We start from the raw sequence: 12211 nt of genomic DNA on the forward strand, positions 1-12211 counted from the left end.
CGCGTTAGCGACGCTTCGACGCGGTCGGAACCGAACGGTACCGACCCGACACCACGGACACTCGCCGCGGTCGCGCTCCGAGCCCCGCGGTCGTTTCACTATCGCTCAGTGCCGCCGACAGCCGCGGCGAACCGCGGACACAAACTAACACAGCGACAGCGACCGCGACGACGGTCGAATCGGGGGCGACTCAGAGGTCGGGCACGTTCAGGTGGAACTCGCCACCCCGCGCTTCGACCAGACAGAGGTGGTAGCCCTGTTTCCGCGAGAGCTTCACGAAGCTCTTGCGTTTCGACCGACTCAGGAGACCCCCGCCGGTCTCCTCGGTGGCGGCCTCCAGCGCCCCCGGCTCGAAGAAGCTCTTCGTGACCATGAACGCCGAGCCGAGCGTCTCCTTCGCGTTGGCGACGCTCTTCGAGTCCTTGATGAGTTGGGTGACCATCGGCCGGGTCGCCGGGTCCCGCGAGTCGTTCAGGTTCGCCACGAACAGCGGCTCGCCCATCTGGTCGCGGACGATGATGTCGAACTGCCGGGACTCGGCTTCGCCGTCGCCGAGGGGTATCGAGACGCTCCCGTACAGTTCGATTCGGTCGGCCTTCGGAATCGAGTCGAAGACGCCCGCGAGGCTCGACCGGTTGCCCGTCTCGCCGATTTCGTAGAGCAGGTCGGTGACGACCCACTTGGCGAAGCCGTACTCGGGCGTCTCGTGGAGGAACTCCTCGTAGGGCTGGCCGTCGATGCCGAGCCCCTCCGTGTCGAACGTGGTGTGGTGTTCGAGCCGGAGGTTCTCGACGACCTCCTCGCGGGAGGCCTGCCCGTCGTGGGCTTTCTCCAGCGTCGCCTCGCCCTTGCGGGCGTAGCGAACGAACAGGTTCGTCCCGCGGAGCGCCTCGTCGGCCGACATCGAGCGGTCGGTCGACCGAATCCCCGCCTCGTCGAGTTGTCCCCGAAGCCGTTCGACCTCGGATTCGAGCTCCGCGACGCGGTCTGCCAGCTCCTCGGCGCGCGAGCGGTGTTCGTCGCGCTCCTCGCGGAGTGAGTCGCGCTCGGATTCGAGCCGGTCGCGCTCCGACTCCAGCGCCTCGACCTGCTCTTTCAGCGACTCGGCTTCCGCCGGGTCGGCGGCGGGCTCGTCCGGCGTCCCGTCGGCCGGCTGGGCCTGCCGCTGGTTCGACCGCTGGCTCTGGTCTTGCGGCGACGCCCGCGATTCGCCCTGTGACTGCCGGCGATGCGTCGCCTGCGTCGTGTTCCGCTGGTGGCTTCGAGGCGTCCCGGGGCGGCCGTCGACGGACTCTCCCTCGGCGTCGCGGGGGTCGAGCGACGGAATCGACCGGGCGTTTCGCCACTGCGCCTCGGCGGAGAACACGTCGTCGCCGGTCGCGCCGCCCTCCGGATTCGGGTCCGGGTCCGGGTCCGGAGACGCCGCCTCGCCGTTCTTCTGTGGGGCGTCGGTGACGACCGGTCCCTCGCCCGTCGGCGGCCGCGACTCCTCCGGCACGGGCCGGTTCGTGGGCGACGCGGCCGCCTCGGTTGACTCCGGAGACCGCGACCCGCCCGGAGTCACAGACGGTCCGGACTCCGTCTCGGTCCACTCGTCGTCGGGGCTCGTCGACGCTGCCGGCTCGGCGTCGTCCGCGGTCGTGTCAGCCGCGGGACCCGGTTCTTCGTCGGCCGGAGCGTCGGCCATCGCCGGCTCGCTGTCGACGGGTTCGCCGTCGTCGCTGTCTCCATCGTCATCGCCGTCACCGTCGGCGGGCTCGGGTGCGGTCTCGTCGGCAGCGGTTGCCGCCCCCGACTCGTCAGGGACCGCCGGTTCGGGCTCCGGCACCTCGGACGGGTCTGTCGCGTCGGTCTCGTCGTCCGTCGGAGCGACGCCGCCCGCGGCGGCTCCCGTCGCATCGTCGGCTTCCTCGTCGGAGTCGGCCTCGGGAATGTCGACGAGGTCGATGTCCACGTCGTAAACCTTGTAGATGCCAACCTCGTCGCTCGCGCGCTCGAACGCCTCGTCGCCGGTGATGAGCCGCTTGCTGTTGCCGACGAAGGCGGCGCTCATCGACTTCCCCCCGTGGTAGACGACGAAGTAGTCGCCCGAGAGCACGTTCTCGGACAGTTCGACGTAGCCGGTGAAGCCGCCCGACGAGAGCGTTCCGTTTGCGTCTTGCAGCGGCGTCTCCTCCGTGTAGTACTGCGCGCGGACGTCGCCGCCGGTCTCCTGCATCGCGTACAGAAGCGGCAGCGCTGGGTCCGGTGCGCGGTGCGCCTCGAACGATTCACCCTCGAAATCTGCAACCGCCCCGTCGAAAACGCCGAGGAGACGGCCGTTGAGCATGAATCCCCACGTCATGCCAGCGACGACGGCTCCTGTGAAGCCGTCGTCCGCGAGCGACCGGAGGCCACCGTAGCCTCGTTCGGCGGGCGCGGAGTCCCACCCGGTCACCGCGTCAATAATCTCGCTATCCATTTGGGGTTACATCACCGGAACCGAATCAAATACTTTCCGGGCGAATCGAGCGAATGTTTAGCTCAGTTCACACTTCAGCGTGTCTGCTGTGACCGATTCGCTCGCCGCGGTCGGGACCGAGCCGGGAGAACGGTTATACGAGTCCGCCGAGACGGGTCGGTCGTGACCAGCCACGACGACCGGTTCGTCCACTACCTCCGCGCGAAGGAGCCCGTGGACGACCGCGCGCTCCACCGACCGACGCTCGCGAGCCTCATCGACCGGCTGGAGGCGCGCGCCGAGTCGCGGTCGGGACAGCCGCTCCGCGTCATCTCGGTCGGGGCGGGGACGGGCGCGATGTGTCGGCGGCTCCTCTCGTGGGGCGTCTTCGACGCGCACGACGAGATAAAGTACGTCATGGTCGACCGAACGCGCGGGATGGCCGACCACGCGGCCGCGGCGTTCGCTGAGTGGGCGCGTGCCGCCGGCTGGACCGCCGAGCCGACGCCCGACGGCTTCCGCATCGAACGCCACGGCCGCAGCGTCTCGCTGATCTACGTGACGAGCGACCTCTTCGAGGCGATGACGGTCCTCCCGAAGGCAATCGACCTCGTGGTCGCGCACGCGGTCCTCGACGTGCTCCCGCTCCGACGGGCGGTCGACGCGCTCCTCTCGCGGCTCACCGACGACGGCCTCTTTTACGCGCCCATCACGTTCGACGGTCGAACCGCGTTCCGCCCGAGCCACCCCGACGACGACGCGGTGCTCGGTGCGTACCACGAGACGATGCGCGGCGGCGACCGCGCGGGACCGAACACCGGCTCCGACCTCCTGTCGACCCTGCGGGAACTCGGCGCGCCGGTCGTCGCGGCCGGCGGCTCGGATTGGGTCGTCCACCCGCCGCACGACGACGAGGCGCGGATCTTCCTCGACCGCATCCTCGGCTTCGTCGAGGAATCCGTCGGCGAGTCGGCCGCGGTCGACCGCGCGACGCTCGACGGGTGGCTCGACGCCCGACACGACGCCCTCGCGGGCGACGAACTCGCGTACGTCGCTCACAACCTCGACGTGTTGGCCGAACTCGACTGATTACTCCGAGACGGTCGCGTCCCCGTCCCCGTCCGTGTCGCCCCCTCCCTCGCCCCCGAACCGCCCCGAGACGTAGCCCCAGTCCCGAGCGAAGCCGACGAGGAGCGCCGCCGCCGCGACGCCGGTCACGAGCGGCATCCACGGGTCGAAGACGCCGGGCGCGAGCGCCAGCGGGACGACGGCCATCTGGACGCCGGCGAGGACGCGCCGCGAGGCCCGCGGCGGGAGGTCGAACGTCGGCCGGCCCGCTCGCTCGCGGAGGCGGCGGCCGACGAGAAACACGTACCGCGCCGCGCCGACCGAGAGATACCACCACGCGAGTTCTCCGAGGAGGACGCCCGCGAGCGGGGCGACGAGGAGGCCGAAGGCGTCGACCGCGGTGTCGAGTCGCGCGCCGAGGCGGCTGACGCGGTCGAGTCGACGGGCGAGCGCCCCGTCGAGCGCGTCGAGCGCGGCGGCGACCCCGTAGCCGGCGGCGGCGGCCCACGCCCACGACGGACTCAGCGACCCGTGGAGCGCCACGCCGACGATTCCCGCGACGCCCGCGACGAGAAACCCGCGGACGAGCGTGACGGTGGTCGGGACCCCGAGGTCGTCGTAGGCGCGGGCCGACCCCGCCGCGGATTCGGCCGTTCCGGCGTTTCCGGGCGCGACGTTCTCGTCCGCGTTCGCGTAGGCGTACGCGCAGAGCCCGACGACGACGAGCAGGGTCCCGGCGGCCCACGTTGCCGCGGCGGTCTCGGGCGAGGGGGCGGCCCGCGAGACGAGCCAGAGCCACTCGACCGCGAGCAGTCCACCGACCACCAGCGTGGCCGCGGCCGCCGCGCCGCCGGTTTCGAGCACGCGCCGTCTCGTCCGACGTGTCGTCCGCGGCGTCGCCGCGCCGTCTCCCGAAAGCGTCACGGCCGCCGACTGTCGTCTCGGCGGTCGGACGGTGTGCTACACATACCCGTACAGGGGGACGGGCGGCTGTTAAGTATTCCTCGCGTAATAGGTCTGCGGGGCAGAGTCACGGGCGGCTCTCCCCTCGGCCGCGACTCCGAAACTCGACCGCCGCGAGGAGGAGCAGATAGGTCGAGAGCCCGGCCGCGACGGCGAGGAGCGACGCCGGCCCGAAGACGACGACGCCGAGAGAGCTGCCGACGACGGCGACCGCGACGGACGCGGTTCCCACGGTTCGTCGCGCCCACAGCCTTCGGACGGCGGACGCCCGCACCGAGAGCGCAATTTCGAGGGCGAGCGCCCCGGCGACGCCGACGAAGACTGGTTCGGGCGTCATCGGCGTCCCCAGAAGGACCGCCGCGGCCGCGACGGGGACGAGCACCGCGATTGCGAGCGCGGCGTCTCGACGGCGGCTCATGGAACGCCTCCCGCGTCAGGACGCTTTTAGCCACCGGCGGCCATAGCGGGTGTATGTCTATTTCGGGCGACGGCCCCGGGTTGTCGAAGGCGAAGCGACGACTCGGCCGCTATCTCGCGGGTGCCGGGCTGTTGATGCTCATGTTCTCCATCGCCTACCAGTGGGCGGCGGGCTTTTTCGCCGGCGAGGACATCACCTTCTTGCAGGCGGTCCACGTCGTCGTCGAGACGTTCACGACGACGGGCTACGGCGAACAGACCCGATTTTGGGTCGACCATCCGCCGTTACTCGCGCTGTCGATTCTGATGCAACTCACGGGCGTCACGACCGTCTTCCTCACGCTCCCGCTGTTTCTCGTCCCGCTCGTCGAAGACGCCCTGCGGACCGCGCCGCCGACGGCGTCGACTCGCTCGGACCACGTCGTCATCTGCACGTTCACCCCGCGCGGCGACGCCCTCGTGGACGAACTCGATTCGATGGACGTGCCCTACGTGATTCTCGAAGCCGACCGGGACCGCGCCGAGGAGCTACACGGCGCGGGCTACGACGTCGTCCACGGCGACCCCGAGGACGTCGAGTCGCTGGAGGCGGCGAACGCGGCCGAGGCGCTCGCCATCGTCGCCGACGACGACGACGAGACGAACGCGAGCATCATCCTCGCCGCGAAACAGGCCGCGCCTGACGCCCGCGTCGTCAGCCTCATCGAGGACCCCGATGTCGCTGACTACCACCGCTACGCCGGGGCCGACCGGGTCGTCTCGCCGCGCCGGCTCCTCGGCGAGAGCCTCGCGGGCAAGGCGACCACGTCCATCTCCTCGGAACTCGGCGACGCCATCGAAATCGGCGAGGACTTCGAGGTCGCGGAGCTGCTCGTCCAGCGCGGCAGCCCCGCCGAGGGCCGGACCATCGCCCAGAGCGGCATCGGGAGCGTCACCGGCGTCAACGTCATCGGCGCGTGGTTCACCGGGGAGTTCGTCTCCCCGCCGGCCCCCCACGCCGTCATCGACGAACACACAATCCTGCTCGTCGTCGGCCGCGAGAAGCAACTCGAAGAACTCCGCGCGCTGACGCTGTCGTCGGCGCGGCGCTTCCGCCGCGGAACCGTCATCGTCGCCGGATACGGCGAGGTCGGTTCCACCGCGGCCGAGAAGTTAGCGAGCGCCGGCGTCCCGCACCTCGTCGTCGACAAGCAGGACAAGCCCGGCGTCGACCTCGTCGGCGACATCACCGACCCGCAGACGCTCTCCGAGGCGAACGTCTCCGAGGCCCGCGGCGTCCTCCTCGCGCTTGACAACGACACCACGGCCGTCTTCGCCACCCTCGTCTCCGAGCGCGTCTCCGAGGAGACGGAGGTCATCGCCCGCGCCAACGAGACCGAAAGCATCGCCAAACTCTACCGCGCCGGCGCGGACTACGTGCTCGCGCTGTCGACGGTCGCCGGCCGGATGCTCGCCTCGACGGTGCTCGACGAGGAGGTCATCGCGCCGCAGTCGCAGATAGAAATCGTCCGGACGAACGCCCCCGGCCTCGTGGGGCGGACCCTCGCCGGGGCCGACGTTCGCGCCCGAACGAACTGCACCGTCATCGCCGTCGAGCGAAACGGCGCGCTCGTCACCGAGGTCGGCCCGGCGTTCCGGGTCGAAGCCGACGACGACCTCGTCGTCGCCGGCGTGGACGAAGACATCTACCGCTTCAACGAGCAGTTCGGGTGAGCGGCCGCTGACGGGTCGGTCCGGCCGTCGGTCGACGGTCGCGGCTCTCGGAAAAGAGCGGTTCGAAAGAATCGGTGCCGCGGCGTCGCGGCGACGGACGGTGACGTTACGCGCCGACTTCCGCGCCGACGTAGAGGACGACGACGAGGAAGATCCAGACGACGTCCACGAAGTGCCAGTACATCGAGGCCGTGCTGACGGAGACGTGGCGCTCGGCGGAGTACTGCCCGCGGAGCGCGCGGACGAAGACGATACCGAGAAGCACCGCGCCGAGGCTGACGTGGAGGCCGTGCAGGCCGGTGAGGCCGTAGAACGCCGACCCGAAGATGCCGTCGGTAATCGAGAAGTTCGAGTGGACGATGAACTCGTAGTACTCGTACACCTGCCCGCCGATGAATATCACGCCGAGCAGGAGCGTGACCGCGAGCCCGAGGACGAAGTTACGGTGGTTCTCCTCGCGGATGGCGACGTGCGCCCAGTGGAGCGTGAGGCTGGACACGATGAGGATGGCGGTGTTCGCTAACACTAACGACCCCGTGAGATGCGGGAGTTCCTGCGGTGGCCACGTCCCCGCGCGGATGAAGAAGTAGTACGCGAACAGCGCGCCGAACGTCCCGAGTTCGGAGCCGAGGAAGGCAATCATCCCCCAGCGGAGCTTCGACGCGCTCTTCTGGCTCGCGTCGCGCGACCAGAAGTGGCTCACGAACGCGTGGTACAACCAGCCGTAGAGCCCGGCCAGGAAGAGGAAGATACTGCCGATGAACACGGCGGGACCCGCCGTCTGACCGACGATTCCGTCCTGTCCTAAGACGTACAGCCCGGCACCGGCGTAGATGCCCGCGCCACCGACGGCGGTGACGAACGGCCACCAGCTCGCCTCGCCGAAGCCGCGCGGCCAGTCCTGAACCGCCGGCAGGTGATGGCCGTGGTCGTCGTGTGCTTCTTCGGTACTCATAGACGCCCGTTATGCTTGGGTTACTAAAAATCCTCCCAAACTGCGTTCGTCACGGGACCGCATGGGTCTCGAATGCGGTTCCGACGGGGTCGCGGCGGGTGCGAAGCGTGGCGTTCGCGGGAGAGAAATCCCCGCCGCGTTCGGCGGCGCTCGAAGCGAACGGACGGAGAAGAGACGCGAAAACGGAACCGAGGCCCGACCGACGGCGCGGCGTCGTCTTCAGTCGAGGTTCGTCGTCGCTCGGTGGAACGGCTGGCGCGAGATGATTTCGCGCATCTCGGCGAGCGACTCGGAGCTCGCGCCGTTCATCTCGGAGACGACGGCGAACACCTCCTGTCGGGAGATTTTGACCCCCTCGCCCGTCACCGCGTGTTCGGGGTTGGCGACGAGTTCGCGGAGCGTCCCGACCGCGAGGAGGAACGGAATCGCCCACGCGGCGAGCGTGTTGCCCTCGCGGAGCGGCACCGTCTCTAAGTAGGTCTGCGCGTCGTCGAGGAACGATTTCGCGTGGTCGGCGGTCCGCGCGACCACCGAGGCCGTGCGGTCGTTGTGCTCGGGGTCGACGACCTCCTCCTGCGGGACGCCCGCGTCGTCGAGCCAGTCGGCGGGGAGGTAGACGTTGTTCTCGGAGGTGTAGTCGTCGTGCACGTCCTTCGCGATGTTCACGAGCTGGAGGAGCAGGCCGAACTCCTCGGCGGTGTCGTAGAGCCGCGACCGGCGCTCGCTGTCGACGTTGCCGCGGGTCACGAGGTTCGTGATGAGGTTGCCGACGGTGCCGGCGGCGTAGTAGCAGTACTCCTCTAACTCCTCGCGGGACTGGATGCGGAGCCCGCCGGTCTGGGAGTAGCGTTCGACGAACATCGCCATGCCCGAGACGAGTTCGCGGACCGGCGGTCTGACCGCCTCCCGCACGTCCTCCGGCAGCGCCTCGAACGTCCGGAAGACCCGAGCGGTGTTGGCGACGACCATCCAGTCGTCGGACTGTTCGCCCTCCGCGGGGAGGTGCGGCTGTACTGCGGTCACGAACTCGTCGACGGTGGTGTCGTCGTCGGGGTCGAGCGCGCGGTCGTAGAGTCGAAGGAGGTGTGCCTGCTCGTCGGGCGCGATTGAAGACGAATCCTCCACGGTGTCGGCGATTCGACAGAGGAGATATCCGATACAGATGTGCGACGCCATCGGTTCGTCGAGGACGTCGACCGTGAGGGCGAAGGTCCGAGAGACCCCCTGAACTGCATCGTGACACCAATCGAGGTCGTCATCAGTTGCCGGTGGCCGGGCATCGGCGTGTCGAGACATTCGAAGCGTACCCGTATTACGGAAGGGGGGATAAAAAGTCTCGTGGGGGGCGCATCCGCGGACGGCCGGGACGACGCAGGAGAAAACCATAAGCATAGTCGATGAAAGATTCAGGCATGGACTTCGCGCTCACTGCGGAGCAGAAGCAAATCAAGGAGATGGTCTCGGAGTTCGTCGACGAGGAAGTCAAACCTCGCGCGGCGGAAATCGACGAGACCGACGAGTTCCCCGCCGACCTCGTGGCCGAGATGGGCCAACTCGGCTTGATGGGCATGCCCTTCCCCGAGGAGTACGGCGGTGCCGGCCTCGACTACCACTCCTACGCCATCGGTCTCGAAGAGATTTCTCGCGGCTCCGGCGGCCTCGGGACCATCGTCGCCGCCCACACGAGCCTCGCCGGCAACATGCTGTACGAGTTCGGGAACGAAGAGCAAAAGCAGACCTACCTGACGCCGGTCAACGAGGGCACCGACATCGGCGCGTTCGCGCTCTCCGAACCCGGCGCGGGCAGCGACGTGCCGGCCATGGAGACCACGGCGGTCAAAGACGGCGACGAGTACGTCGTCGACGGCGGCAAGCTCTGGATTTCGAACGGCTCGGTCGCGGACACCGTCGTCGTCTTCGCCAAGACCGACCCCGACGCGGGTAACAAGGGCATCTCGTCGTTCGTCGTCCGGCCCGAGGTTGACGACGGCTTCGTCGTCGAGGGCACGGAGCACAAACTCGGAGACAAGGGCTGTCCGACCGCCGAACTCCGCTTCGACGACATGCGCATCCCCGAAGACCGACTCCTCGGCGACGAGGGCGACGGCTTCGTGCAGGCGCTGAAGACGCTCAACGGCGGCCGCATCACCATCGCAGCGCGCTCTATCGGCATCGCCCGCGCCGCCCTCGACGACGCCGTGACGTACGCCGGCGAGCGCGAGCAGTTCGACCAGCCCATCGGGGACTTCCAGGCCATCAAGCACAAACTCGCGGACATGGACACGAAGGTGCAGGCCGCGACGCTCCTCATGCACAAGGCCGCGGACCTAAAGATGCGCGACGAGACGTTCATCAAGGAGGCCGCACAGGCGAAGCTCTACGCCAGCGAAATCAGCCGCGAGGTGGCCAACGAGGGCATCCAGATTCACGGCGGCTACGGTTACACCAAGGACTTCGCCGCCGAGCGCTACTACCGCGACGCGAAGCTCAACGAGATTTACGAGGGGACGAGCGAGATTCTCCGCAACACCATCGGTGACTGGCTCCAGAAGTAACGTCAGTCGACGACCGATTCGTTCGTATCCTCCGCGTCCTCCGCGCCCCGCGCCCCGTTTTCGACGCGCGCCGCGAGCCACGCGTGGTACGACTCGACCCGCTCTGCGCCCGCGTCGGTGAGGCCGTACACGTCGTGGATGCCTTCCGTCCGGCGTTCGAGGTGGCCCGCTTCAACGAGCGCGTCGAGCGTGCCGTAGAACGCTTGGGGGTCGATTCGGAGGTCGTAGTAGCGTTCCAGTCGGGTCTTCAGCTTCTGTCCCCGGAGTTCGCCCGCGTCGTAGAGGACGGCACACAGGTCGCGCCGACGGCCGCTCTGAAACCACATAGCTCCCGTCTCGTGGGAGAGACACACGTCACTTTCGTTCCGCCGGCCCGCCGGTCTGCCGGTCTGCCGGCCCGTCGCGTCCAGCCACGCTCTCCCACGCTAGTCCGCCGGAACCGATAGTTTAGACAGCCCGTGCTCCCTAGCGCCTCGCATGACCGACGCAACCGCAGAGGCGAACGGCGTCACCGCGCGGTACTACGTCACCGACGCCGAGCGCGTCCTCGAATTCGACCGCGACGGGCGGACCGCCGCCGTAGCCCAGAACATCGACGGCTACGCGATGCTGAAGGTCCGACCGACCGCCGACGGCGACGAACTCGAACGCTACTACGGCTTCGACATGGCGCTGGACCACGCCGCGGAACTCCTCGGCGTCTCGCCGCACGACCTGCCCGTCCCGGAGGACGCGGTTGACATGGGGATGTAAGCGGGCGCGTTCCGTTCCGCCGCCCCGGTCACGCCCAGTAGAAGCGCGGCCCGAGAAACAGGTAACCGAGCGCCAAGAACAGCAGGCCGAACGAGAAACCCTCACCGAGCGTCCCCGAGCAGACGATTGCGAGGCCCTGAACCACACCCATGACGAGCGCGTCCTGCGCGTGGAGGTCGGGGTAGCACACGTCCGAGAGCATGAGTGCGGCCATAACCGCCGAGAGGCCGACGAGCAACATCGGCTCGACGAAGCCGACGAGGACGCCCGCGGACAGAATCGTCGCGGCGAGCGTCGTCGGCACCCCGACCGTCTCGTCGGACCCGCTGTCGTAGGCGGTGTAGAGCGCCAGTCTGACGACCGCGGCCGCGACGAACAGCGCGGCGACGGCGACGCCGGCGACGACCCGGACCCGGTCGAAGCCCCACATCTCGCGGACGACCGCGACGACGAGCAGGGCGGGCGCGACGCCGAAGGAGGCCACGTCCGCGAGGGAGTCGAGATACGGCCCCGCGTCGGTCCCGCCGTAGCGCCGGGCGACCACGCCGTCGAGGCCGTCGGCCATCGCGGCGAGCAGGATGACCTTGGCCGCGAGGTGCACGTCGACCGCGGTTAACACCGCCGCGACGAATCCCAGCGCCGCGTTCCCGGCGGTGACCACGTCGGCGGGGCCCAACCGACCGACGAATCGGGGTCTCATACCGATGCGATTGCGTACCTGCCCTTTCCCTCTTACGTTCCGTCCGTCGGCGACCGGCTTCGCGTCGCTGTCGCTCGAACCGGCAGTCGCGGCGTGTTCCGCCCCGCTCGGCGGTTCGGCGGGCGAACCATGCGACATTTATCGGTCGCGTCCCGAGAAGCGACCATGCGAGACCACGGGTCTTCGGACGACGGTCGGACGCGGCGTCAGTTCCTCGCGGCGGCCGGTGCGGCGGCGACCGCCGGCCTCGCGGGCTGTGCGACCCTGACGGCGTCGGGCGACGACTTCGACATCGGGATGACCGCGGTCGCGTTCGACCCGCCGACGCTGACCGTCGAGGCCGGCGACGAGGTCGTCTGGCGCAACACGAGCTCCCGCGGCCACACCGTCACCGCCTACGAGGGCACCCTCCCCGAGGGAGCCGCGTTCTTCGCCAGCGGCGGCTACGAGACCGAACAGGCCGCCCGCGACGCCTACTCCAACTCGCTCGGCGGCCTCATCGCCAGTAGCGAGACGTACTCGTACACCTTCGACGTGCCCGGCGAGTACGAGTATCTCTGTGTTCCCCACGAGCAACAGGGGATGGTCGGCACTATCGTCGTCGAGGAGTAGCCCCGGAACTCACCACCCGCCGTCTGCCCCGGATT

Annotated in this window: 12 protein-coding genes; 5 read left to right on the forward strand and 7 right to left on the reverse strand. The window is 68.9% G+C overall.

The window, feature by feature from the left end:
* Positions 1 to 190: 190 nt before the first annotated feature.
* Entirely contained in the window at positions 191 to 2461 is a 2271-nt protein-coding gene (locus C458_RS04920; protein ID WP_008573727.1) for a hypothetical protein, read from the reverse strand.
* 162 nt (positions 2462 to 2623) lie between these two features.
* On the opposite strand from C458_RS04920, the gene C458_RS04925 reads away from it, so the two are divergent.
* The gene (locus tag C458_RS04925) at positions 2624 to 3529 is read left to right on the forward strand and encodes a hypothetical protein (RefSeq protein WP_008573729.1); all 906 of its coding nucleotides are present in this window, start codon (positions 2624 to 2626) and stop codon (positions 3527 to 3529) included.
* Here the strand turns inward: C458_RS04925 and C458_RS04930 are convergent, their stop codons facing one another.
* Positions 3530 to 4372: a CDP-alcohol phosphatidyltransferase family protein gene (locus C458_RS04930; protein ID WP_008573730.1), complete on the reverse strand. Its 843-nt coding sequence runs from the start codon at positions 4370 to 4372 to the stop codon at positions 3530 to 3532. It abuts the gene before it with no gap.
* A 166-nt stretch (positions 4373 to 4538) separates the two neighbouring features.
* Positions 4539 to 4889 (reverse strand): hypothetical protein, encoded by a 351-nt coding sequence (locus tag C458_RS04935; protein WP_008573732.1) that lies wholly within the window; start codon positions 4887 to 4889, stop codon positions 4539 to 4541.
* Between the two features lie 53 nt (positions 4890 to 4942).
* Between C458_RS04935 and C458_RS04940 the strand changes: the two genes are divergently transcribed.
* Positions 4943 to 6601, forward strand: a complete 1659-nt coding sequence (locus tag C458_RS04940; protein ID WP_008573735.1) for a TrkA family potassium uptake protein — start codon at positions 4943 to 4945, stop codon at positions 6599 to 6601.
* 106 nt (positions 6602 to 6707) lie between these two features.
* Here the strand turns inward: C458_RS04940 and C458_RS04945 are convergent, their stop codons facing one another.
* Positions 6708 to 7556, reverse strand: coding sequence for a heme-copper oxidase subunit III (locus tag C458_RS04945; protein WP_008573737.1), 849 nt, complete (start codon positions 7554 to 7556; stop codon positions 6708 to 6710).
* Between the two features lie 219 nt (positions 7557 to 7775).
* On the reverse strand, positions 7776 to 8852 hold the full coding sequence (locus C458_RS04950; protein ID WP_049897022.1) for a phytoene/squalene synthase family protein: 1077 nt from the start codon (positions 8850 to 8852) through the stop codon (positions 7776 to 7778).
* A 116-nt stretch (positions 8853 to 8968) separates the two neighbouring features.
* Between C458_RS04950 and C458_RS04955 the strand changes: the two genes are divergently transcribed.
* Positions 8969 to 10111 carry an acyl-CoA dehydrogenase gene (locus tag C458_RS04955; RefSeq protein WP_004063838.1) on the forward strand — a complete coding sequence of 381 codons (1143 nt, stop codon included), beginning with the start codon at positions 8969 to 8971 and terminating at the stop codon, positions 10109 to 10111.
* A gap of 2 nt (positions 10112 to 10113) precedes the next feature.
* Here the strand turns inward: C458_RS04955 and C458_RS04960 are convergent, their stop codons facing one another.
* The gene (locus tag C458_RS04960; protein WP_008573743.1) at positions 10114 to 10437 is read right to left on the reverse strand and encodes a DNA-binding protein transcriptional regulator; all 324 of its coding nucleotides are present in this window, start codon (positions 10435 to 10437) and stop codon (positions 10114 to 10116) included.
* 151 nt (positions 10438 to 10588) lie between these two features.
* Here C458_RS04960 and C458_RS04965 point away from each other — a divergent pair, with 151 nt between their 5' ends.
* Positions 10589 to 10864 carry a hypothetical protein gene (locus tag C458_RS04965; protein ID WP_008573744.1) on the forward strand — a complete coding sequence of 92 codons (276 nt, stop codon included), beginning with the start codon at positions 10589 to 10591 and terminating at the stop codon, positions 10862 to 10864.
* Between the two features lie 28 nt (positions 10865 to 10892).
* Here C458_RS04965 and C458_RS04970 read toward each other — a convergent pair whose 3' ends face one another.
* A complete protein-coding gene (locus C458_RS04970; RefSeq protein WP_008573746.1) occupies positions 10893 to 11564 on the reverse strand; it encodes a protein sorting system archaetidylserine synthase in 672 nt (223 codons plus the stop codon).
* Between the two features lie 165 nt (positions 11565 to 11729).
* On the opposite strand from C458_RS04970, the gene C458_RS04975 reads away from it, so the two are divergent.
* Entirely contained in the window at positions 11730 to 12176 is a 447-nt protein-coding gene (locus tag C458_RS04975; protein WP_008578301.1) for a plastocyanin/azurin family copper-binding protein, read from the forward strand.
* Positions 12177 to 12211: the final 35 nt, after the last annotated feature.

Source organism: Haloferax sp. ATCC BAA-644 (assembly GCF_000336975.1).
Classification (GTDB): domain Archaea; phylum Halobacteriota; class Halobacteria; order Halobacteriales; family Haloferacaceae; genus Haloferax; species Haloferax volcanii.